We start from the raw sequence: 23,020 nt of genomic DNA, 5'->3' as shown, positions 1-23,020 counted from the left end.
TGTCTGTTCGGGGTGGGGGACAAGACATGACGATTGCCGATTTCATTATCGTTGGAGCGGGTCCGGCGGGGTGTGCGCTGGCCGCGGGCCTGGCAAAATCGAAACGTGCGCCGCAGGTCGTGCTGATCGAAGCAGGTGGCTCAGATCCATCGCTGTTTTCTCAGATTCCCTTGGGTCTTGCGACGCGTGTTCCCTGGAGAAACCGCGAGAACTATGCATTCGAAACGATCCCGCAGCCGGGCATGAACAACCGCAAAGGCTATGTGCCCCGTGGCCGTGGCCTCGGTGGTTCCAGCCTGATCAACGCCATGATCTACATTCGTGGGCAGCGTCAGGATTACGATCACTGGGCGGCCCTTGGGTGCAGAGGCTGGGGCTGGGCGGACGTGCTTCCATTCTTCAAGAGAGGCGAGACCAACAGCAGAGGCTCGGACGACCATCACGGAGGCGACGGTCCGCTGCGTATCACAGATCTCACAGCGCCCGGAGCCGCGACTTACGCCTTCCTGGAAGCGGCAAAGCACTGCGGATTTCCACTCAATGAAGACTTCAACGGCGCAGATCAGGAAGGCGTCGGTCTCTATCAGGTCTTTCAGCATCAGGGAAAACGCTTCAATGCTGCAGAGGCTTATCTCGGTACCGCCCCCTATCCGCAAAACCTGCAGGTGATGACGAATATCGAGGTTGAGAGCGTTGTCTTCGAGCAACGGACAGCCGTCGGCGTAAAGATCAGGTCTGGCGGGAAAGAAACCGTGATACGGGCGAGGCGTGAAGTCATTCTATCCGCCGGTGCCATTGGCTCGCCACACCTTCTTCAGCTCTCTGGCATCGGACCGGGAGACGCTCTGCGCTCTCATGGCATTGACGTCGTCTACAATGCACCGGATGTTGGCGAAAATCTGCAGGACCATGTGGATTATGCTGCCAACATCCTGTCCCGATTAGACGGACTTGTGGGTTACACGCCAAAGGCGCTGGGCAATATCGCCAAGGCAGCCTTTGAGTACCGGAAGAGGACAGGGTTACTGACCAGCAACGTTGCCGAGGCTGGAGGATTTGTTCGCAGCCGCCCGGAGGTCGACCGACCGGACCTGCAGCTGCATTTCTGTATTGGTCTGGTGGACGACCATGCGCGAAAAATGCATGTCGCGACCGGATATGCGCTCCATGTCTGTGTATTGAGACCCGAGAGTCGCGGTCGCGTGACCCTTTCGTCCGGTCGCCCCAGTAGTAAACCTCTCATTGATCCCCGGTTCTTTTCCGACGAGAGAGATCTGGACCTTCTCGTGAGGGGCGCTCGGATCGTGCATGACATTGTCGAGGCGCCTCCACTTGCCGGTTCCGCATCACGTCCACTCTATCCGATCGATTTCACGAATGAGACTCAGGTGAAACAATTCGTCCGCGAACATGCAGATACGATCTATCACCCGGTCGGCACCTGCCGTATGGGAGGGGATGAGAGGTCTGTCGTTGACCCGACACTCAAGGTTCGGGGCGTGGATAGACTTCGGGTGGCAGATGCCTCCATCATGCCGACCCTGATCAGCGGCAATACGCAGGCGCCGTCCGCCATGATCGGCGAAAAGGCGGCCGCTCTTATTCTTGACGAGGCAGTTTAAGTGGCAGAGTTTCAGCAGGTCTTTCAATCGATGCACCTCGCCTCGCGGAGTGGACCCGAGGCGACCTATTCGGAACGCATCGACAGGCTTGGTCGACTGGAAAAACTGCTTTCTGACAATGTGGAAGCGCTTTGCAAAGCGATATCCGCCGATTTCAACTGGCGATCGGATACGGAAACAAAGCTTCTGGAGATACTGCCGTTACTTCGCGGGATTCGCCATGCAAAACGGCATCTAGCGCGCTGGATGAAAGAGCAGCGGCGGAAGGTCGATCTGGCATTCCAGCCGTCAAGGGCATGGGTTCGCTACGAAGCGCTGGGTGTGGTGGGCATCATTGCGCCCTGGAACTACCCGCTTGCGCTTGCAATAGCGCCGCTGACGGATGCTCTGGCGGCAGGCAACAGGGTCATGGTCAAACCATCGGAACAGACGCCCAGCTTTTCGGACCTGTTGGCGAAGCTAATTTCCGAAAACTTTGCCGCGGATGAGGTTTCCGTCGTCCTGGGGGATGTTTCGGTCGCTCAGGACTTTGCAAGACTGCCGTTCGATCATCTGCTCTTCACCGGATCGACAGAGGTCGGTCGATCGATCATGCGTGCGGCGTCGGACAACCTCACACCGGTCACACTCGAACTCGGAGGAAAATCCCCAGCCATTGTCTGCGAGGATTTTTCGATCGACGCCGCGGCTCGCTCCATCAGCTTCGGCAAGTTCATCAATGCGGGCCAAACTTGCATCGCGCCAGACTACGCGCTCGTGCCCCGTCAGGGCGTTGACCAGTTTGTCGATGCTGTCATGAACCACGTGGCACAAGCCTATCCGAACCCGGCATCCAACCGGGACTACACATCCATCATTTCCGAAAGGCATCTGGTACGTCTCAGGAATGCTGTGCAAGAGGCAGAAGCCGCGGGAGCACGGGTTGTCCAGTATGCCGGAGAGACACCCGATCGCGTGATGCTTTACCCGAAACTGGTGGTTGATCCGCCGCGCGACGGCCTGCTGATGCAGGAAGAAATCTTTGGGCCTGTGCTGCCCGTTGTCCCATACGACACGGTGGATGAGGCCATTGCTTTCGTGAATTCGAAGCCACGGCCGCTTGCTCTCTATCTGTTTACCGACAGTGAAGAGATGCAGTCAAAGATCATCGGCAATTGCAAATCAGGCGGCGTAACCGTCAACGGTACTTTGCTGCATTACGCTATGGAAAACTTGCCTTTCGGCGGAATTGGACCAAGTGGCATAGGCGCCTATCACGGCAGGGACGGGTTTCGTCGGTTCAGTCACGCCCGCGCCGTCCATAAGATCGGCAAAATCAACATGTTTGAAAAGCTGGGTCCACCCTGGGGGCTCCTCCTTCGTCTGACATTGCGGATACTCGGCAATATCAGGTGAAGCGCAATTGGCCGGACGTATGCCAGGGTATGGAAGCCAAAAAAGCCTGCAGCATCTGGGGAGCTGCTGCAGGCCAGCGGTGAAAGGCTTGCGGGCGCACAGCCTTTCACCAAGGTAGGCTCCCTAAAGACCGAGCGACGCAAGCCCGGCCAATACACGAGCCTTCGCCTTGTTCGGAAGATCGTTCGCTTTCACGGCGGCCAGATTTGCCGGAGCATCTCCCACGACGATGACACCTGCCATGCCCATGCCGACATGCGGCGCGCATTTCACAACATAGGCTCCCGGCAGATCAAGCGTCACCTTGACTTCTTCATTCATCTTGCCCTTGAAGGCCTGCGCTCCTGCGGGAATAAGATTTGCCACCGCTTCTGCGTTGTGGCTTTTGTCCGTCGGGGTGAAAATGACCGTGTCGCCGGGTGCCACCTTGATGGCTGCCGGCTCAAACACCATGGCTCCGTCAGTGCCCTTGTTCAGCATTTGAACGTGATGTTCGGCAGCGTTTGCCAGACCGGCAAAGGCCATTGTCGCGGTGATAGCTGCAGCGTACAGCGAGAAAATACGTGGGCTCATTGTCTTGCTCCTTCAGGAAGGTCGGTTGCGACCTTGAATGGCAGGAGAATAGCTGGACTGTCAGAACCGTCTTTGCGCAATGGCAAAGAGCAGGACGGATTGGGCCACAGCGCTCAAAGCTTGGCACTGTCGGCAAGAGCCTGAAGGCGGGTCACATCACGAACCGTCAGTTTCTGACGCCCGCCTTCCACAAGACCATCACCTTCCCAGGCACTGAGGATGCGCGAGACAGTATGAAGGGTGGTACCGGTCATTTCGGCAATGTCCTGGCGTGTGATCGGAAAGTCGATGCGAATACCGCCTTCGGCAGCCCTCCCGGCCTGTTTGGTCAACCGCAGAACGGCATGCGCGACGCGACGCTCGACCTCCTGCGTCGACATTTCTCGAATTCGCGTATGCGCCTCCTCGAGACGCGCGCCGATGGTGTTCAACGCACTAGCAGCAAGAACGGGGCTGCGATCGATGAAATGCGGCCAGAGATCGGTCGGCCAACAAATCGTAAGGCTCTCGATGACGCTGAGGGCGGTGCCGGGGTAATCAGGCCTTCGTAACGCTTTTGCAAAGCCGAACAGGTCGCCCGGATGCACAACGCGCACGATGATCTGCTGACCATCCGGTGTCACCTGTGTGACCTTCAGGCGACCGTTCAGCAGCAGAAAGAAATGCGAGGCAGGTGCGCCCTGCTCAAAAACCGCCTCACCGGAAGGCACCCGTCGTGTGATAGCGCGCGAAAGCAGTTCTTCGATTTCCACATCGGGCATTTTCTCGAAAAGAGCGAATGAGCGAAGAACGCTCTTGTCAATTTTTACCACGACCGTTCCCCCGGCTGAGGCCCATAAGGGCCCAAAGTCGGGGCACTTTAGCATGCAGGAATGAGTGCGATTTGTTAGAGATCAAATCCAGTCGGGCAGATGTCGCCGCAAGCGGGCAAGCCATGGCTCATCCCGCACAAGGCGAAAGCCGAGGTTTGCAGGGGGTGTTCCAACCGCGCAGCCGCCGGATTTCGGTTCGCGCACAAAGGAACTCATGGGAGAACGATGCCTGCCCACCGTCACATAGACGCCGCAGGCCACATCCTGCTTTGTGGCACCGGCATTGCTGCCAAGCTCCACGCGCCTGTGACAGGTTGAGGTCCACTCCCAGATATTACCTGCAAAATCTGCGAGCCCGCTTTCCGCTTCACCGAATGAACCGGCTGGTTGCGGGCGTGCATCCATGGGTTTGCGACGTGTCTCACGATCATAATCGGCAAGCCAGCGAATGGCGGGATTGGTAGTATCAGTATCCACGCCCAGCGCATCATCAGGAAATTTCTCTCCTGCCGCCATGGCCATTTCACGATCCGTTGGCAGACGCCATTGCTCGCCCGTGGCCTCACTCAGCCAGGCGGCATAGGCCGTCGCATCATCAAAGCTCATGCCGGTGGCGGGGAAATTGCTCCGCGCCGACACGGAGCGATCCGCAGGTTTGCAGCGCCTTACTTCTACACAGCGTTCATAGTCCGCTTCGCTGACCTGATATTTCATGATGGTCAGCGGAATGCCTTTGCCTTCCACTTTCAGCAAGGGTGCATCGACCGCAAAGCCGTTGCGATAGAATTCGCCATCCTGCCGGTAGGAGAATTCGTGCGGCAGAACCGAGATCGTCGGTGATGACTCTACGCTGCTATCTCTGGCAGCGAACGTCAGGCTTTTGACCTGTGAGGCCACGCCACCGGACAAGGCCACAAGCAGAATTGCTGGAAGGGCAATGGATCTGATCGAGCTTGTTCCGGTGGTCATGCCGCACCTGTTTTAACCTTGAGGCTCTCCGCACCAGATGCGGAGAGTAATTTCGATTTCGGACAAAGGGTCAATGTGTGTTGGGCGAAAGCACTGCGGTCATCAGATCATTGTTCCATTGACCTTCGACCTTGAAATGGGCGGCAGCACCCTTCTCGAATGCCTCGATTAGGTTGTGGTTCACATAGGCATAGATGCCCGGCTGCTGGAACGTGTAGAGCGCGGCCCCGGCGGCACCACCTGGAATGAACCACGTCTCCTGATCGAGTTCCGGCGGATTGGCGAACTTGCCGGTTGCCCAGACATAATCCCCATGCCCACCGATCAGGTGCGGGCGCGTATCGCGATTGGCCTGCGAATGGAGGATCAGAACCTTCTCGCCGACTTTGGCCTTCAGGGCGTTCTCGCCAGTCAGAGCTCCCACCTTACCGTTGAACACGATGTGGCTTGGCGTCAGCGTCCGCATCACCTCGAGCACATCGGCATAGGCGTCGCCGTGGCTTTCGTATTTCTTGTATTCGCCGTTTGCATCGCGGGGAACGTAGAAATCCTGTTCGCCGACGTAATAGGCGCGGTCATAGGTAATTTCCTGACCCTTGTGATCCTTTAGGCCCTCGCGCGGCAGAACCATAATTGCACCGTTCATGCCCGAGGTGACATGCCACGGAACCATGCCGGGAGGTGCGCAGTGGTAGACGAAGACGCCGGCCTTCGTTGCCTTGAAGCGCATGATCGCCTTTTCGCCGGGGTTTACGACCGTCAAGGCGCCGCCACCCAGCGCACCCGTTGCCGAATGGAAATCGATATTGTGTTGCAGGGTGTTCGTATCGGGATTGACCAGCGTCAGTTCGACATAGTCGTCCTGATGGACCACGATCATGGGGCCAGGCACCGAGCCATCGAAGGTCATGGCATGCACTTCGGTTCCGGCATCATCAACGATGATTTTCTTTTCCTCGATCGTCAGGGTGACTTCGTAGATCTTGGGAGCGCCTTCTGCCTTCTGCGTATGCGGGTGAACGAAGGGAGGCTTGACCAGAGCAAGCTTCACCCGCTCAAGCTTGGAGAGGTCCGGTTGGTGCGGAACCGTTGCAACGGGGTTTGCGGCCTTCGTCGCCGTGGCCGCAACCAGCGGCACGATTGCGCTGGCGAATGCGGCACCGCCCAACATGGTACGTCTGGTCAGTTCAAAATTTCTGGGCATCGACTTGGTCTCCTGTCTGGAACGGAGCAGTGCCGTTCTTCGAGACAGATAAAAACCCAATTCGAACCGTCGCTCTTTGCTCCAAAACAACAAGCTCGATCTATTTCTTCTCAGTAATTGTCATTGCGCAAAGAACAGACGCGCCAGAATATTAGCATTGCTATCATATTCAGGAGCAATCACATGACACATGCAGCACAGAATGCGGATGCTGGCACGATCAGAACAATCCGCGGCCTTTCGCCCAACCAGCTCACGCTGTTTTCCTACGGGTTTCGACCTTTTTTCCTGGGAGCAGTCATCTGGGCCCTCATCACCATGGCACTGTGGCTTCTGGTACTAAGAGGCACGATCGAGGTCGCCGGGGATTATGGGCTCAAAGCCTGGCACGCCCACGAAATGCTTTTCGGCTTCGGTTCAGCAGTGCTCGCCGGCTTTCTGCTGACAGCTATTCCAAACTGGACGGGAAGGCTGCCCGTCTCGGGTCTGCCTTTGGCTGGTCTCTTTGGTCTCTGGGCCATCGGGCGGCTATCGCTTTTGCTGGTCCCGCTGGTGGGTGCGCTTCCAGCAGCGGCGCTAGAGGCGCTTTTTCTTCCGGCCTTATTCTTCATCTGCGCCCGTGAAATCATCGCCGGACGCAAATGGGCGGATTTGAAGGTTCTTGCCGGTGTAGCCGCGCTAACCCTCTCCAATCTCTGCTTCCATCTCGAAGTCATTCTATGGCAGGGACCGGATCATTCCGCGCGCCTTGCCGTCTCTGCCTATGTCATGCTGATCATCATCATCGGCGGGCGGATTTTACCAAGCTTTACTCGCAACTGGCTGAACAAGCAGGGCCGCACGGATTTCCCGACACCGTTCAATGGCTTCGATAAAGCGGCCATCCTGGTAAGCCTGCCAGCCCTTGGCCTCTGGGTCGCGCTCCCGAATGCACTTGCAACAGCAATCTTCGCCGTTCTGGCCGCAGACTTGCATATTGTGCGGCTGATCCGGTGGCGCGGCTGGACGACAGCAAGCGATCCGATCGTGGTCGTGCTCCACATCGCCTATGCCTTTGTGGCGCTCGGCTTTTTTGCGATTGCAGGCGCGGCGCTGGATCTGCTTGAACCGACCGCGGCACTGCATATCCTGACAGTCGGCACGATCACGTCCATGATGCTGGCGGTGATGACACGCGCCACCCGTGGCCACACAGGTCGCGAATTGAAAGCGTCGCGCATGACGTGCATCAGCTACACCGCGTTGTTCCTCTGCGCACTCGTGCGACCGCTTTCAACGCTTTTTCCCGCTCACCTGCCTGAGATCTACGGACTGGCGGGACTGTTGTGGCTCACGGCTCTTGGACTGTATCTGGTTGAATATGGCCCGATGCTGGCCTTCAAACGCAGGCAGCCGCTTCACCGCTGAGCTACAAAAGCATCCATAGAAAATGCCGCGTCTCCCACTGGAAGGCGCGGCATTTTTGTTGGCAGGAATGAACCATTCAGGCTCGTATCATCGAGGGGTTCCATTCGGGCTCGTAGGTCAGTTCAACATCAACCGCATCCACATGCCCCTGCTCCAGAACCCGCTGACGCACAGCTTCTGTCAGAAACCCCGCCGCCGGGCAGCCACGAGCGGTCGTGGTCATCAGAATATGCGCCTGTCGTTCACTACGCATCTCGATCTTGTAGATGAGGCCGAGATCAACGATGCTCATGGCCGCTTCCGGGTCCATGACCGTGCAAAGGCTTTGCTCGATAAGTTGACTGACTAAAGGTTCAGACATCGCGGTTCCCCTCCCCCCGCCTGACCAGCATGCGAAACACGGTGCCGGTTTCATCGTGATTGCCAACCCACTGGTGGCCGCGCCGCTGCAACTCCGGAAACAGGAAGACCGGCTCTCGCGACAAAAGGGCAAAGAGAACCTCGCCCGGCTGCATTCCTTCCAGTTCGGCCAGGATTCGAACCATGGGCTGGGGAGGGTCGAGATCCGTCAGGTCCAGTTCCAGCACTGCTTCAGGCCAGATATCGGCGCTTGCGGCATCCTGGGAATGGGCCACACTTGCCGCCGCAGGCAGGAAGCAGACCTCGTAGTCTCCGCCGCCCAGTTCCCGCACCTGATGGCTGAAGCCTCGCCTGCGCATGACGTTGAACAGCGGCTCTGGCCGAAACGGTGCCAGCAACCGCAGGCCTTGCTGCGGCGAAAGCGCCTCTACGGCACTCATGATCTGGGGAAAGGGTTCGACCCCATTCGCCAGCAGCGGACGCACGTCCAGTTCTGCGAAATCCTGTGCCATGGCATCACTCCTGTCTGGCGGTTGCAATGAAAAGAAGAGGGCGTTGCGCGCCCTTTGGGAGTTTGAGAGCAAGTGGCACGTAGAATAACCTGCGTGCCCGGATGAATTCGATGATCAGGATCAAGACAGAGAAAGCCATTCCGCCAGAAGCGGTTCTGAACAGTGTCGGCAAATCTGCAGCAAGCCCAATGGCAGCGGAGCAGACAGCGGCGAAATACACAGCAAAGGCTATCCGCGCAGGCTTTTCGCGTACCAGATCCTGCACAGCCGGCACCGTCCCCCTGCCCATGGCAGGGCCGTATGTTTCAAGCCAGGTGAGAAACGGAATGATCTTGTAAAGTTGTGCAAGACCAAGGCCCGACAGCCAGCCCATCGCCAGCAGATAAAAGCCGGTCACGGCCAGTGGGCGAGAAAAATCTGCCAGCGCATCAGACGCGACAAGGCCTAGCCCGATAGGCAGAAAGGCGAGCGCCACAAGGCTGGCGAACATGTTGGGTTCTATCTTCTTGCGTCTTCTGGTTCTTGCGATGGCAATGACATCCCGCACATAGACAGCCGCAGCGATGGCCGCGAATGCCAGGGCAGCAAGGGTCATGAAGCCAGTGACGATGGCAAGCGAAGCAAGCAGGCACAGCAGTGCAAGCAGCGTGAAAGCCGGGACAAGGCGCGAACCGCGCCCACCATTCTGCGACAGAAGAAACATGGAAAACAGGCGATAGCTGACGCCGATCGCTGTCACTCCCATCCAGCCAACTAAACCGAAGCCCGCATGGATGGGAACCGCAAAGGCGGTGAGCGCAATCAGCCAAGGTAGCGCTGACACACCCGAAAGAACGAGCGTGAAGCAGAGGCCGAGCAGCAGAGTGGCAGTGAGGGCTGCGAGCCCTGTCAGCACGAAGACACCCGGCGGTGAATTGAGCGACAACGGCACGAGAGTGGCACCGCACATGAGGGCGACCAGCCCGAGACCGAGGCACAGCAGCAGCCCACCCGCTGGCAGAATGACCGGGGGCGCATCGATAAATCCCCCTAGTGAGGCAAAGCCCGACAGAAGGAGGGTCAGACCCGCCAAAATCAGCAGCAGGGCCGGGGCCGCGCAAGATGAAAAACGCAAGGACCGCGATGCCAGCACCGGCACGAATTGCAGGAGAGCGCCGCAAAACAGCAGACCGAGCCAGCCAAGGGCAATGGCATGGACGGTGATGAGTGTTGCCGGGTCCTGCCAAATCTCCTGCGGGAAGCCGAAGCCTGCCGCCATCAGGCAGAGCCCGATCAGGAGGAAGATCAGGGCGCATGCGAAATAGGACATGGTCCAGCGCGAAATGGATGCGCCCTGCATGAAACGTCACTCCTCAATGCGCCAGAAGTCAGTGTCCGCAGCAGCAACCACAGCCGCCACCGGCCTGCCGCCGGATTTCAACCCGCCAGACATCCGGCCCGGCTTCGAGATAGCTCCAACGGAATAGGTCCGGGTAGCGGCTATCGATCTGCATATGCAGCGGTTGCGGATCATGGTCGCTGGCCACATGCAGCGCATCGCCAGGAGCCAGATCGCCCAGCAACCCAAAGATGACCGGGTGACGCTGGCGGGGAGGAAGCAGACGAACATCAACTTCCTGAATGGGGGTAGTATTCATGTGAGAGCCTCATGATGAAGGAAATTCTGTGCTGGAATGAACCCGCACCATGAGACTAGGATCACCATCGTCCGGCTTCGTTGTTGCGCGACAAACAGCAGCGCATTTCATCGTGTGAGGGAGCGATAAATTGCCGGAAGCGACTGCGGAAGCTTGCCGATGTGGCCGACGATGGCAAAACCATTGCGCCCGAACATGGCAGGCAGATAACTACGGGCGTCCTTGTCAACGGTGACGGCGAAGACACTGGTTCCCGCTCGTCTGGATTCCGCGATGGCCTTGCGGGAATCCTCCAGTGCAAACCTCCCCTCATAATGATCGATGTCGTTCGGCTTGCCATCGGTCAGGATCAGAAGCAGCTTCCGGCGGTTCGGTTGTTTGACAAGTTCGGCATGAGCATGGCGGATGGCGGCTCCGATGCGGGTATAATAGCCGGGCTTCAAGCCCTCGATCCGCCGCTCGACGTCCGAGCTCATGGTTTCATCGAACGCCTTGACCGTCTCGATCTTCACCCAGTCGCGGCGGCGGGAGGTGAAGGTCTGGATGGAATAATGGGTGTCGCAAGCGCTCAAGCCATGCGCCAGAACACGCACCGCCTTCTTCTCCACATCCAGCACGCGATGATCATCGAACCAGGCATCGGTCGACAGCGACACATCCACCAGAAGCGTCACCGCAAGGTCGTGCCCCCTGGGGCTTGAGAGAAGATGGATGCGGTTTCCGCCGTCCCCTCCAGATGCCAGATCGGCACGCATGCGCACCACCGCATCAAGATCCAGTTCCGAGCCGTCCACCTGCGCCCGCAGGATTTCATGCCGGGGTCTGAGAATTTCAAACTGACGCCGCACCAGACGTACGAGATCGCGCATATCTGCGGTTTGCGGCTCAGAGGTTTCTGAAAGCGAAGCCGGGCCGGAAATGACGCGGCAATAATTCGGCATATAGCTCAAACTGCGGTAGTTCCACTCGGGGTAAGTGTTTTCAGCCTCAAGCGAACTGGTGTCCACCGCTTCCGGCGGCAAATCCAGATCGAAACGAAACTTGGCGGAAGGCCGCTCTTTACGTCTACCGAGCCGGATTTCATCCAGATCGCGGCTGGCATCATCGTTTTTATCATCGCTGTCATCGGTCGGACGATCGACATTGACCATTTCCGCCATGGCGAGAATTTTCTCGAAGCGGTTCAGAATGAAAGGGCTGCGCTCGCTTTTGTCCCGCTCGGTTTCACGTTCACCCTGAAAGAAGCCGGTGCCCTCTGCGGCAGCAGCGGCGGTGCTGCCGCCTTCATCGCCAGTTTCAGCTGTAGAAGATGCTTCCGGCCGCAGATCATGAACAGGCCAAAGTGGCACCAGCAGCAAAGGCTGGTAACCGACAGGTGCCTGTGCCGGAAAGATGGCGGGCATAATCTCATCGGCCAAGCCTGCGCCCCGACGAAGCAGAGCAATGGCGCGCGCTTCAACCAGCTTTTCGACGGGCGGAAGCACTGCTCTGCGACGCCCGGCCAAGCCAGCACGGCAAAGCGCGGCGTACCGGTGCCGCAAGCCGGGAAAAGCGTTTAAAACATGCTGAACCGTGGCAGAGGCCAGATCAAGACGTGCCAGATCTGCCCGCAGGGGATCACCCGGCTCCACTCCACCTGACGGCATTAAGGCCAGATAGGCGGCCAGCCAGATGTAGAGATCGCGGTTAAGTGCCCGTTCCGGAAAAATGTCGATGAGGGGCGGCAGGGCCATTGCCCCCTCCCCTCGCGCAGCCCAGGCAAGCTTTTCCTCACCCAGCCCGACGAGTTGACGAAGCCTGAGGCGGTGGGAAGACGTGCGGGCATGGGCGGGCCCCAATTGCGCGGTAAGCTCTCCGCCGAAGGCGCGAAAGCAGGTTGCGAGATACGGCTTCACCTCGTCGAAGGTGACGGCCTGATCCGGGTAGCGCGGCATGCTCGAGGTCTGTCCCACAAGCCGGTGCCAGAATTTTCCGACGCTTTCTTCCAGTTCCAGAAACTCGAACATGGCAGCCTCAGACAATCACACTATGGGCGACTTCCGTCAGCGCCAGTTTCACGTCTGCATCATCCGTCAACGGTTCGATGATGGCAGCGCGCACCGCATCGCGCACCGGCATTCCGCTATCGATCAGGCAGGCGCAGTAGACCAGAAGGCGGGTCGAGACCCCCTCTTCGATATCGTGACCTTTCAGGCGGCGAAGCTTTGCCGCAAGCTCTACCAGCGGTGCCACGCGGGCCTCATCCAGCCCGCTTTCCACGGCAACCACTGCAATCTCTTGCGCCTTCGGCAGAAAATCGAACTCGATTGACAGGAAGCGCTGCTTCGTCGACGGCTTCAACGCCTTCAGCATGTTCTGATAGCCGGGGTTGTAGGACACAACGAGCATGAAGCCGGGAGGCGCTTCCAGCTGCTCACCGGTGCGCTCCAAAGGCAGAATGCGGCGGTCATCCGTCAGGGGATGCAGCACGACGGCGACATCCTTGCGGGCTTCGACCACCTCATCGAGATAGCAGATGCCGCCTTCGCGCACTGATTTCGTCAGCGGTCCATCCACCCAGACCGTATCGCCACCCTTGAGCAGATAGCGCCCGGTGAGATCCGCGGCTGCGAGATCGTCGTGGCAGGAAACCGTTGTCAGCGGCAGGCCGAGCCGCGTTGCCATGTGGCTGACGAAGCGGGTCTTACCGCAGCCGGTTGGCCCTTTGAGAAGCAACGGCAGCTGCCGCACCCATGCCATTTCGAACAGCTGGCACTCGTTGCCATTTGGAATGTAAGGCGGGATTTCTGCGAGCGTGACCCCGCGCAGTTTTTGATGGATCGTCATTGTGCAATGTCCTGTGTGAAGGGGGAGGCCCTGCATGATTAGGCAGGGCCTGAGGCTGGGATGCGCTTATTCCGCTGGCTGGAGCGAAGCGGCTGAAGCGACGCGCTGCTTGCCGGGCACGAAGATGGCCCAGATGAACATGATGGCAGAGATCAGCACGAAGATGCCGGAGCCGAGCCTGATCCAGTAGAACAGCGCCAGCTGGTCTTGCACATCCATGTAGCTTTGGCCGAGAACCCGCTGCAGGTGCACCTGAAGGACGCCTGCAAAGGTCAGCGCGAAGGTCATGACCGACATGGCCGTGCACATGATCCAGAAGCTGACCATGGAGAGCATCTGGTTATAGGGCTGGCGACCCAGAAGTTCCGGCACCGCATAGGCCATGGCGGCAAGGTTCAGCATGACATAGGCACCGAAGAAGGCTAGGTGGCCGTGCGCTGCCGTGACCTGTGTTCCATGCGTGTAATAGTTCACCGATGACAGCGTGTGGAGGAAGCCCCAGACACCGGCACCGAAGAAGGCCATGACCGAGCAACCCAGCGACCAGAGAATGGCGGCGCGGTTCGGGTGCTTGCGCCCTGCCTTCCAGGTCATGACGAAGGTGAAGACCGCCATGGTGAAGAAGGGAGCAACTTCCAGCGTCGAGAAAATCGAGCCGATCCACTGCCAGTAGCCCGGAGCGCCGATCCAGTAGAAGTGATGGCCGGTGCCGAGAATGCCGCTGAAAAGCGCCAGACCCACGATGACATAAAGCCACTTCTCCACGACTTCGCGATCGATGCCGTTCAGCTTAATCATCAGGAAGGCAAGAATGGACGCCATGATGAGCTCCCAAACGCCTTCGACCCACAGATGGACGACGTACCACCAGTACATCTTGTCCAGCGCCAGATTGGCAGGATTGTAGAAGGCGAACAGGAAGAAGATCGCGACACCCCAGAGCCCGAAGATCAGGATGTTGGTCACCACCGTCTTACGGCCCTTGAGCACTGTCAGCGTGATGTTGAACAGGAACATCAGGCAAACGATGACGATGCCAATCTTGATCGCAAACGGCTGCTCCAGAAATTCACGGCCTTCGTGAATGTGGAAGAGATAGCCCACCACGGCGGCGGCAGCGGCAATCAGGAAAATCCAGAACTGCGCAATGGCAAGCTTCGGGCTGTAAAGCTCGGTCTCCGCTTCCTCAGGCAGCAGGTAGTAGGTGGTACCCATAAAACCGATCAACAGCCAGACAATCAGCGCATTCGTATGAACCATACGGACGATGTTGAAGGGCAAAAGAACGGAAAGCGTGTTTGGCAGAACATAGATGGTGCCTGCCAGAACGCCGAACAAAACCTGGGCGATGAACAGGCCGAGTGCACCGTAGAAATACAGCAGCGCGACCCTTTGTGTTTTATATTTCATGATGATGTCCTCTGGAGTGACGGTCAGCCGGCTTCGTTCGGCGGCCATTTTTGCGTCTTGATCTTGCTGGCCCAGCGCAGGAATTCCGCCAGATCACTCGCTTCCTGGTCCGTCAGGTTGAACTGCGGCATCTGCCGGCGACCTTCGATGCCGGAGGGCTGGGCAGCCATCCACGCCTTGAATGTGTCGCGCGTGGATTCAACATCCTTGTCTCCACCCATCCGGGTCCAGACATTGCCGAGTTCAGGTGCGAAATAGGCACCTTCCCCCAGAAGCGTGTGGCAATTGATGCAGGAGTTTTTCTCCCAGACGTGCTTGCCGCGCGCGACGGCGGCGGTCAGCGTTGTCTCGTCGGTCGAGGTGGTGCGCATGTAATAGTGGCTGTGCGCCGTCAGCCCCAGAAAAATGGCAAAGAAGAAGGCGGATCCGCCGTAGAAGACGTTCCGCGCTCCGGTTTTGGTGAGATTTTCCGACATATCCTGTCCCTCTCGCGCTCCGTCATGCTGCAACGGAGCCGGATTGTTTCAGGCGTCATACGGCTAAAGCCGCATCAGCCTTCGGGACGAGAAGTGCCTGAGAGCGGCACTTCATTCTTTGTGAAAGTGCAAACAAAATTCCGGAAGGTGATCTGTTCTCAATGAAACAGAACCGGCGCGAGAGCCTTGGCAAGCGCCACAAGGGCAAACAGGCCAACCCACGACGTCAGCGCCAATGTCAGTGCGGGGTTGCGCAGGCCCATATAGTGCTTGATGACGATGCGCCCTTTCAGGATTGTGAGCCCGAGAACGGCAGCGATCGCAGCAACCGGCAGGGCGCTGTGGCGCCATTGCACGATGACGAGCGACGCGATGATGGCAAGAAGGAGCAGCCAGAGGGCCGCTCCAAACAGCCAGTGATCAGCCTGCTTTCGCATCATTACACCAGATAGAGAACGGGGAAGAGGACGAGCCACACCAGATCCACCACGTGCCAGAAGGTGGCCAGTGCGCCTGCCGTTTCCGCCTTGGGGCGGACTGCGGAAAGGAGCATGAGAACGGGCAAAAAAGCAACATGCGCAAGATGGAAGCCGGTGACGAGAAAATACATCTCGAAGAAGCCCTGCAGGCCCGGCTCTTGAGAGAACGGAATCTCGCTTGCGTATTCCAAGAGTTTGATGGCGACGAAGGCAAAGCCGAAGAGTGCGGCAAGCACCAGCCATCTGCGCCGCTTGCGATCTTCATCGGCACGCGCCGCCTCGGCCATCAACCAGCCGCTGGTCAACAGGATCAGCGTATTGAAACTGGCAAGGCCGGTGCCGAGATGCCGCCTTCCCGTTTCGAACGTTTCCGGTTGCTGTAGCGACAGAAAAAGAAAGCCACCGATCAGGATGGAGAAGACGGCAAGTTCGCTCCAGACCAGAAGCCAGAGCAATAAGCCGCCATCGGCTTCTTCTGCGCCCGTCATGTCATCAATGGCAGCCATTTGAACCTCTCCCGCAATCCGCCAGATCTCCATCGGGATATGCGTCTTTCAGCGACCGGCTTCTTTGCGCAGAAACAAAGACCGGAGACGCGAACGGATGCAGTTTGCATCAAATGAGATTGCGGATCAGGAGAACGGGCATGACCGACGCACAAACTGGACTTGTCGTTGCGACGCCGATCATCATCGGCTTTTCAATCGCGCTCTACAAAATGGGCGTCCTCCAGCGCTACAGCACCGTCATCGCGGTCCTGGCTTCCTGCGTGATCGCAGGCGTTTTGTTCGTTCAGCAGTAGGCGCGAATTCGGAAAGCACGGACCATGGAAGAACTTTTTATCGCCGGCGGCCTGTTCATCGCCCTGCACTCCATTCCGACCAGCCCGCAGGTTCGGTCCCGGCTGATTAGCATGATTGGACGAACGGCCTATCTTGCCCTTTACTCCGTCGCCTCGACGCTTGTGCTCATCTGGCTTTTCGCCTTGGCCTTGAGAATGGACTATGTCGAGCTATGGGCACCCGCTGCTTGGCAGGCGGCAGTCAATTTCGTACTTTCGCCCATCGGTCTGTTTCTGGTGATTGCGGGCCTTCTCAGCCCCAACTCCTATTCAGTCACCTTGCGAAAACCGACGGGCGAGTGCGGAGCCATTCTTCGGGTAACCCGCCACCCCGTTCTCTGGGGGTTCTTTCTCTGGGCCATCGGCCATGTGATTGCGAACGGAGACGTGCGTTCGCTCGTCCTGTTCGGCGGTTTTGCCGGTTTCTCACTGATGGGCATTCGTTTGCAAAACAAGCTTGCAGCCCGGCAAAGCCTGCCGAAATGGCGCATCCAGCCACAAGCCCGCATCGACCGACCAATGATAGTCGGGCTGTTGCTGACATCAGCGGCGCTATTGCTTCTGCTGGCGGGCGGTCACGCGCTGCTGTTCGGCGCCGATCCGCTGGTCATGCTGACCATTCAGTGAGGCCGCAGCTTAGACGGTGAGGGCAGTTGCTGGAGAGCCTTTTCAGCATCATCACGAAGCGGCATGCCGGTTCGTCCGCCGAAGACCGTGCATTTCAGCGCTGCGGTAACCGAACCAAGACGAACGGCATCTGATGTATCAAGCCCTTCCGCAACCGCCAGGGCATAGGCCCCGTGGAAAGCATCGCCAGCCGCGAGTGTATCCACCGCCACGACTTGAAGCGCGGGTTGATGGCGAAGCTCAGCACCCTCCATCCAGTAGGCACCGGCTGCACCCAAGGTCACGCAAACAAGCGCTTGCGGAAAACGCTCCGCCAACTCCCGCACCAGGTCAGTCTCCGCCTTCGCTTGCGCGAGTGAACGGGCGGCAGGCTCGGAAAAGATAATATGATCAGCCACCTCAGCCAATAATAGAAGAGTCTCAACGGGCGCCACATCACCATCCAGAATGGCGGGAATACCCACGCGACGCGCAGCCTGCAGCACTTCACGGGCAAGCCTTGCCCAGCGCACATCGACCAGAACTGCAACGAAGCCAGCAATCATCTCATCGGAGATTTGCGGAATGGCGTGATGAAGGCGCGGGTCGTAGAACGGCACGATCAGCCGGTCGCCCCGGTCATCGACGAGAATGGTAGACAGCGCGGACGGCGCACCGGCCACAACAGTCATGGCCGAGGTATCGATCCCCGCTTGCGCGAGGTCATCGCAGATACGCCTTCCGGTATCATCATCGCCGACAGCGCCAAGAAGTGTAGCGCTGCCACCCAACCGCACAATGGCATAGGCTGCACTGGAGGCCATGCCTTCCGCAACCTGCACCATCTCGTAAGGCAGGATCTTGCCCTCCCCGCTTGGCAGAGCGCGAACGCGGAAGATGGTGTCGAGCACGGCAGCACCGACGCAAAGAATGCGCTTGCTCATTGCGCCTTAAATCCGACGACCGGTCTGCTTATCGAAAAGATGGACCTTCGACGGATCAATTTCGATGAAAACGGTATCGCCGAACCGGACATCGAAACGTTCGCGGAAAAGACACGCCATGTCTTCGCCATGGGCATCCAGACGCGTGAAGATTTCCGATCCCGTGCCTTCCACCAGCGTCACGCGGCCTTCGATGCCCTGCGTCGATGCCCGGATATGTTCGGGACGAATGCCGTAGACGAGATCCCGGCCACCCATCTTCTCCGCGACGGCTTGCGGAAGCGGCAGGATGAGCCCCTTTGTGGTGCGGAACACGCCCTCTTCCACCCGGCCGTCGATCAAGTTCATGGCAGGCGAACCGATGAAGCCTGCAACAAAGATATTGGCCGGGCGATCATAGAGTTCGAGCGGTGCGCCGATCTGCTCGATGAAACCGCCGTGCAGAACAACGATCTTGTCGGCCATGGTCATGGCTTCCACCTGATCATGCGTGACATAAACCGTCGTGGTACCGATACGCTGGTGCATGGTTTTGATTTCGCCGCGCATCTGCACGCGAAGCTTCGCATCGAGGTTCGACAGAGGCTCGTCGAACAGGAAGACCTGCGGATCGCGCACGATGGCGCGACCCATGGCAACGCGCTGGCGCTGGCCGCCGGACAATTGCTTCGGGTAGCGATCCAGCAGGGCTTCGAGCCCCAGGATTGAGGCGGCCCGCTTGACCTTCGCCTGGATTTCCGCAGCCGGAACCTTCTTGAGCTTCAGAGCAAAGCCCATGTTGTCCGCAACGGTCATATGCGGATAAAGCGCGTAGTTCTGGAAGACCATGGCGATGTCGCGATCACGCGCCGGCATATTGGAGACTTCGCGCGAACCGATATGGATCTCGCCTCCGCTCACCTCTTCAAGGCCCGCAATCATGCGCAAAAGCGTGGACTTGCCGCAGCCCGACGGACCGACAAGCACGACGAATTCTCCATCAGCAATATCGATATCGATGCCGTGAATAACCTTCACCGCGCCGTAGTTCTTCTGAATGTTCTGAATATTGACGGTTGCCATGTGCGTTTCCTGAATTTGAGAATTGAGGGAGGGCGGCAAGCCCTCAACCTCCCTTGACGGCACCGGCGGTGAGACCGGCCACAATCTGTTTCTGGGCAAACATCGTCAGCAGCAGCACCGGCAGCGTCACGATGAGGGCGGCAGCGGCAAGCGGGCCCCAGCTGACCTGTTCAAAGGACAGCATGTTGTAGACCGCAACCGGTAGCGTGCGCGTTTCACGGTTGGCCAGCACGATGCCGAAGACGAAGTTGTTCCACGAGAAGATCAGCGCCAGAATGAAGGACACCACGATGCCGGGCTTGGCGATGGGCAGTGCCACCAGCCGGAAGACCTGCCACGGGGTGGCACCATCGATGCTGGCTGCCTCTTCCAGTTCCATCGGCGTCGTTTCGAAATAGCCAATCATGATCCAGACGACGATCGGCACCGTGACGACGAGGTGAATGATGATCTGCGGCCAGAGCGTGCCGATGAGCCCTGTCCACTGGAAGAGCAGAAACAGCGGAATGAGGAAGGAAAGTCCAGGCGTCATGCGGGCAATCATGATGACGACGGCAGATTTCTCAGCCTTCAGGCGCGCAATGCCGTAGCCGGAGGGAACGCCGATCACCAGCGCCAGCAAGGTCGCGGTTCCGGTCACCAGCACCGAATTCCAGAAGTAGAGAAGGAAATTGTTTTCCTCGAAGACCTTCAGGTAGTTCGACCAGGCGACGTTCTCGGGAAACAGGATCGGCGGATAGGCACCGTTATCGATCTCGTATTTCAGAGAAAGCGAAATCATCCAGAGGAAGAACAGAATGACCGGCGACACCATGATGAAGGCCACGAACAGAAGGCCCAAACTATCCAGCGTCTTGCGTCGAATAAGGCGCTTTGCCATCACTTCGTCTCCATGTCGGACCAGTTTGCGCGTTGCCTGACCATGAGCAGGACGAAGGAAAGCGCAATGATGATGAAGAAGAACACAACCGCCATGGCTGAACCGTATCCGATATCGTAATAGGCAAAGGCGGTGTTGTAGAGATAGATGTTGATCGTCTCGGATGCCGTTCCCGGCCCACCCTGCGTCATCGCATAGATGATGTCGAAGCTTTTGATCGCATCGATAGACCGGATGATGACGGCAATCATCAGGAAGGGCGCAATCATCGGCATGGTCAGATAACGGAATTTCTGCCAGGCATTTGCGCCATCGATTTCAGCGCTTTCGTAAGGCTCACGCGGCACGGCGGCGAGACCACCCAGAACAATCAGCATGACCAGCGGTGTCCACTGCCATGTCTCGACGAGCACCAGCGAGGGGATGACAGTGAACTGGTTGTAGATCCACTCCTGCGGTCCGATGCCGAGGAAGGAGAGAAGATAGTTCAGAACGCCAAGCTGCGGGTGGAACATCATCGTCCAGACCAGCGCGACGGCGACCGGTGTCGCCATCATTGGCATGACGAAGACACCGCGAAGAAGCCCACGGAACGGAAACTTGGCATCGAAAATCAGCGCCGCCAAAGTTCCGAAGAAGAGCGGCAGCACGACCGAGAGCGCCGTATAGGTCGCGGTATGCCAGAGCGATTCCCAGAAGCGCATATCCTGCGCCAACCGCACATAATTGGCAAAACCGATAAATGTTCTCGGTTGGCCAAGCGTCCAGCTATTGACGCTCATCCAGAGGGTAAAGACCCATGGAAAAACGATGACGGCAGACACGACAAGCAGGGCGGGCAGGACAAACGGCCAGTAGTTGGGAGCAAGCCGTGACGGCTTGCTCCTTTTCTGCTTGGCGTCAGCAACGCTGTTTTCGATACTCACGGATGCCATTATCCCTCGCTTCGCGCCAGAACCGGCTCGAACTGCGCTGTTGCATTCTTGAGTTCAGTTGCAGGATCAGCGCCGCCAATCATGTTGGTGAGAGCAACACCGTAGATGTCGCGGAACTCGGTGACGGGAATGACGACCGGCAGCGCGAGCTTGGAGATCTTGCCAGATCCTGCCACCGCATCCAGCCAGGCTCCCGGCATCTTCACGCCTTCGCGGACCTTGGCATCGGCCAGGATCGACTGGCGGAACGGAACGCCGGCACCGGCCTGCAACAGACGCGCGCCCATGTCATGCGAGATTGCCCACTGGCAGAACAGGTAAGCCGCCTCCTTCTTGGTGGAAGCTTCTACGACGCCGAGACCATCGCCGAAGGTGCCTGCTGCCTGCGCGGCCGGACCCTTTGGCATGACGCCATAGCCGGTCTTGCCAACAACACGCGACTTCTGCGGATCTTCGATCGGCGGCGCAAAGCCAACACCATCAAACCACATGCCGATCTTGCCCTGCAGGAAAGCCGATTGCGCTTCTGCCCAGTTAAAGCCGGAAACGCCGGGAGGTGCTGCCTTGGTCATGAGGCGCTGATAGAGCTTGGCAGCCTCAACTGCTTCCTTCGAAACCGTATCAACCTTGCCCTGCCCGTTGATCGGGGCTGCACCATAGCCCAGCATGAAGGATGTCCAGACCGGCGTGTTGGCGTTCTTCAGGCCGCGTGCGACGAAACCATAGGTATTGGTGGACGGGTCGGTGATCTTTTCTGCCGCATTGACCAGTTCTTCGAACGTTGTCGGATAGGAAAGACCCTTCTTCTCGAAGAGTTCCTTGTTCCAGTAGACGATCCAGTAATCCACCGAGAAGGGCAGCGAGCGGAGTACGCCCTTGGAATCCTTGGCGAACAGCAGGCCTGCCTCGGCAAAATCCTTTTCCGTCAACGAAGCATCGGTCAGCGATGGATCCTTGAGGAAGCCGCTGATGTCTGCCAGCCAGTTGCCCTTTTCGAACTGACGCTTCTGTACGTGATAGCTGAGGTGCACAACATCGAAGCTCGGCTTGCCTGTGCTGAGTTCGATCACCGTCTTCTGGCGCTGTTGTTGTTCCGGCGTTGCCTCGGCATTGACCTTGATACCGGTCAGGCTCTCGAACTCGGAGAGATATTTGATGAGCGTTTCGCTGCGTGGGCTTTTCACGAGGTTGACGTTGATGGTCTGGCCCGAAAACTTTTTCCAGTCGACGGCAGCAGACGCGGGGCGGCCACCCAGCATTGCGGCACCGCCCAAGGCAGCGCTGGCTGCCAGAAACCCACGGCGGGTTGGCTTCAAGATTGAAGTCGTCATTTCTATCCTCCCGTTTTGAAAGTCGCATCTCCTCAGAGCGACAGATGAAAACTTCTAGATTGCGAGGGCTCGATCCCTTGCATTTCCGATATGCGCCACGAGGCGCTGAACCGCGTCATCCACGGATCGGCTTTCGATAGCTTCGAGAACAGCCAAATGCTCCCGCATGACGGGACCGACCCGACCCTCAATGCGGACGCGTTCCTGATTGATCAACCGCATCTTGATGGCATTGACCCGATAGGCATTCGAAATTATCGAATTGCCCATGGCGTCGATGAAGGCGTTATGCATGCCCCAGTCGGTCGCCTGCGCCCTCTGCTCGAGTTCAGGTGACGGACCGCTTTCCTCGATTTTCTGAGCAATCTCGCGATGCGCGCTCAGAAGACGATGAACCTCCTGATCGCTTGCATTGCGTGTGAACAGGGCAACAGCCTCTTTCTCAAGCAAGATGCGAAACTGAAAGGCCTCCCGGATCAGGCTGAGATCGATATGGGCAATCTGCAGCCCGCGTTGAGGAACAGTCTTGATCAGCCCTTCCGTTTCGAGCCGAGGGATCAACTCCCGGATCGCGCCAAGCGTCAGCCCGGTCAACTCCACCAACTGCCTTTGGGAAATGAACTGGCCGGGACGAACATCACGTGCCAGCAGGTGGCGTGTGAAGCTCTCATACGCCTTTTCCCGCAGTGGCACCTGTTCGTTCGTCTCGTCCATGACGTCCCCTCTTCGGCAGGTTTGA

General features: G+C 58.2%; 25 protein-coding genes. 5 read left to right on the top strand and 20 right to left on the bottom strand.

Annotation, left to right across the window (positions count from 1 at the left end; genetic code table 11):
* Window positions 1-26 precede the first annotated feature (26 nt).
* Entirely contained in the window at window positions 27-1,622 is a 1,596-nt protein-coding gene (locus tag ASD54_RS24190) for a GMC family oxidoreductase N-terminal domain-containing protein (protein ID WP_062557142.1), read from the top strand.
* Window positions 1,623-3,017 (top strand): coniferyl aldehyde dehydrogenase, encoded by a 1,395-nt coding sequence (locus tag ASD54_RS24185; RefSeq protein WP_062557141.1) that lies wholly within the window; start codon window positions 1,623-1,625, stop codon window positions 3,015-3,017.
* A gap of 123 nt (window positions 3,018-3,140) precedes the next feature.
* Here ASD54_RS24185 and ASD54_RS24180 read toward each other — a convergent pair whose 3' ends face one another.
* The 4 genes from ASD54_RS24180 to nirK form a co-directional block, all read right to left on the bottom strand.
* Window positions 3,141-3,590: a pseudoazurin gene (locus ASD54_RS24180; RefSeq protein WP_062557140.1), complete on the bottom strand. Its 450-nt coding sequence runs from the start codon at window positions 3,588-3,590 to the stop codon at window positions 3,141-3,143.
* A 113-nt stretch (window positions 3,591-3,703) separates the two neighbouring features.
* Complete coding sequence (locus ASD54_RS24175; RefSeq protein ID WP_062557139.1) at window positions 3,704-4,456, bottom strand: Crp/Fnr family transcriptional regulator; 753 nt, start codon at window positions 4,454-4,456, stop codon at window positions 3,704-3,706.
* A gap of 27 nt (window positions 4,457-4,483) precedes the next feature.
* Complete coding sequence (locus ASD54_RS24170) at window positions 4,484-5,371, bottom strand: SUMF1/EgtB/PvdO family nonheme iron enzyme (protein ID WP_062557138.1); 888 nt, start codon at window positions 5,369-5,371, stop codon at window positions 4,484-4,486.
* 70 nt (window positions 5,372-5,441) lie between these two features.
* The gene (nirK, locus tag ASD54_RS24165; RefSeq protein ID WP_062557137.1) at window positions 5,442-6,575 is read right to left on the bottom strand and encodes a copper-containing nitrite reductase; all 1,134 of its coding nucleotides are present in this window, start codon (window positions 6,573-6,575) and stop codon (window positions 5,442-5,444) included.
* A gap of 183 nt (window positions 6,576-6,758) precedes the next feature.
* Between nirK and ASD54_RS24160 the strand changes: the two genes are divergently transcribed.
* The gene (locus ASD54_RS24160; protein WP_062557136.1) at window positions 6,759-7,982 is read left to right on the top strand and encodes an NnrS family protein; all 1,224 of its coding nucleotides are present in this window, start codon (window positions 6,759-6,761) and stop codon (window positions 7,980-7,982) included.
* A 76-nt stretch (window positions 7,983-8,058) separates the two neighbouring features.
* On the opposite strand, the gene ASD54_RS24155 is transcribed toward ASD54_RS24160, so the two are convergent.
* From ASD54_RS24155 to ASD54_RS24110, 10 genes are all read right to left on the bottom strand, one after another.
* On the bottom strand, window positions 8,059-8,343 hold the full coding sequence (locus ASD54_RS24155) for an iron-sulfur cluster assembly protein (RefSeq protein WP_062557135.1): 285 nt from the start codon (window positions 8,341-8,343) through the stop codon (window positions 8,059-8,061).
* Complete coding sequence (locus ASD54_RS24150) at window positions 8,336-8,854, bottom strand: DUF2249 domain-containing protein (RefSeq protein ID WP_062557134.1); 519 nt, start codon at window positions 8,852-8,854, stop codon at window positions 8,336-8,338. The genes ASD54_RS24155 and ASD54_RS24150 overlap by 8 nt, the downstream gene beginning before the upstream one ends.
* 4 nt (window positions 8,855-8,858) lie before the next feature.
* Window positions 8,859-10,193 (bottom strand): hypothetical protein, encoded by a 1,335-nt coding sequence (locus tag ASD54_RS24145; RefSeq protein ID WP_062557133.1) that lies wholly within the window; start codon window positions 10,191-10,193, stop codon window positions 8,859-8,861.
* A 28-nt stretch (window positions 10,194-10,221) separates the two neighbouring features.
* Entirely contained in the window at window positions 10,222-10,491 is a 270-nt protein-coding gene (locus ASD54_RS24140; protein ID WP_062557132.1) for a DUF2249 domain-containing protein, read from the bottom strand.
* A gap of 107 nt (window positions 10,492-10,598) precedes the next feature.
* Window positions 10,599-12,497 (bottom strand): VWA domain-containing protein, encoded by a 1,899-nt coding sequence (locus ASD54_RS24135; protein WP_062557131.1) that lies wholly within the window; start codon window positions 12,495-12,497, stop codon window positions 10,599-10,601.
* Between the two features lie 7 nt (window positions 12,498-12,504).
* Entirely contained in the window at window positions 12,505-13,317 is an 813-nt protein-coding gene (locus tag ASD54_RS24130; protein WP_062557130.1) for a CbbQ/NirQ/NorQ/GpvN family protein, read from the bottom strand.
* A gap of 66 nt (window positions 13,318-13,383) precedes the next feature.
* The gene (locus ASD54_RS24125) at window positions 13,384-14,727 is read right to left on the bottom strand and encodes a cbb3-type cytochrome c oxidase subunit I (protein WP_062557195.1); all 1,344 of its coding nucleotides are present in this window, start codon (window positions 14,725-14,727) and stop codon (window positions 13,384-13,386) included.
* Window positions 14,728-14,750: 23 nt separating this feature from the next.
* Window positions 14,751-15,203 carry a cytochrome c gene (locus ASD54_RS24120; RefSeq protein ID WP_062557129.1) on the bottom strand — a complete coding sequence of 151 codons (453 nt, stop codon included), beginning with the start codon at window positions 15,201-15,203 and terminating at the stop codon, window positions 14,751-14,753.
* A gap of 158 nt (window positions 15,204-15,361) precedes the next feature.
* The gene (locus tag ASD54_RS24115; RefSeq protein WP_156379361.1) at window positions 15,362-15,640 is read right to left on the bottom strand and encodes a hypothetical protein; all 279 of its coding nucleotides are present in this window, start codon (window positions 15,638-15,640) and stop codon (window positions 15,362-15,364) included.
* Window positions 15,641-15,642: 2 nt separating this feature from the next.
* Window positions 15,643-16,188 carry a cytochrome c oxidase subunit 3 gene (locus tag ASD54_RS24110; RefSeq protein ID WP_162249607.1) on the bottom strand — a complete coding sequence of 182 codons (546 nt, stop codon included), beginning with the start codon at window positions 16,186-16,188 and terminating at the stop codon, window positions 15,643-15,645.
* 140 nt (window positions 16,189-16,328) lie between these two features.
* Between ASD54_RS24110 and ASD54_RS27020 the strand changes: the two genes are divergently transcribed.
* Window positions 16,329-16,484, top strand: a complete 156-nt coding sequence (locus ASD54_RS27020; RefSeq protein ID WP_165131805.1) for a hypothetical protein — start codon at window positions 16,329-16,331, stop codon at window positions 16,482-16,484.
* A gap of 24 nt (window positions 16,485-16,508) precedes the next feature.
* The gene (locus ASD54_RS24105; RefSeq protein WP_062557127.1) at window positions 16,509-17,150 is read left to right on the top strand and encodes an NnrU family protein; all 642 of its coding nucleotides are present in this window, start codon (window positions 16,509-16,511) and stop codon (window positions 17,148-17,150) included.
* Here the strand turns inward: ASD54_RS24105 and ASD54_RS24100 are convergent.
* From ASD54_RS24100 to ASD54_RS24075, 6 genes are read right to left on the bottom strand one after another with little or no spacing between them, the layout of a single operon-like run.
* Window positions 17,144-18,073, bottom strand: coding sequence for a sugar kinase (locus ASD54_RS24100; protein ID WP_062557126.1), 930 nt, complete (start codon window positions 18,071-18,073; stop codon window positions 17,144-17,146). The genes ASD54_RS24105 and ASD54_RS24100 overlap by 7 nt on opposite strands.
* Window positions 18,074-18,079: 6 nt before the next feature.
* Entirely contained in the window at window positions 18,080-19,135 is a 1,056-nt protein-coding gene (ugpC, locus tag ASD54_RS24095) for a sn-glycerol-3-phosphate ABC transporter ATP-binding protein UgpC (protein ID WP_062557125.1), read from the bottom strand.
* Between the two features lie 43 nt (window positions 19,136-19,178).
* Entirely contained in the window at window positions 19,179-20,000 is an 822-nt protein-coding gene (locus tag ASD54_RS24090) for a carbohydrate ABC transporter permease (protein ID WP_183898045.1), read from the bottom strand.
* A gap of 14 nt (window positions 20,001-20,014) precedes the next feature.
* Window positions 20,015-20,950, bottom strand: a complete 936-nt coding sequence (locus tag ASD54_RS24085) for a sugar ABC transporter permease (RefSeq protein ID WP_062557123.1) — start codon at window positions 20,948-20,950, stop codon at window positions 20,015-20,017.
* A complete protein-coding gene (locus ASD54_RS24080; protein WP_062557122.1) occupies window positions 20,950-22,281 on the bottom strand; it encodes a sugar ABC transporter substrate-binding protein in 1,332 nt (443 codons plus the stop codon). Before ASD54_RS24080 ends, ASD54_RS24085 begins: the two co-directional genes overlap by 1 nt.
* 54 nt (window positions 22,282-22,335) lie before the next feature.
* Window positions 22,336-22,995: a GntR family transcriptional regulator gene (locus tag ASD54_RS24075; RefSeq protein ID WP_062557121.1), complete on the bottom strand. Its 660-nt coding sequence runs from the start codon at window positions 22,993-22,995 to the stop codon at window positions 22,336-22,338.
* Window positions 22,996-23,020 lie beyond the last annotated feature (25 nt).

Origin of the sequence: Rhizobium sp. Root149, assembly GCF_001427345.1 — a bacterium.
Lineage (GTDB): Bacteria > Pseudomonadota > Alphaproteobacteria > Rhizobiales > Rhizobiaceae > Neorhizobium > Neorhizobium rhizoryzae.
This window is presented reverse-complemented; position numbering and strand designations above follow the sequence as displayed.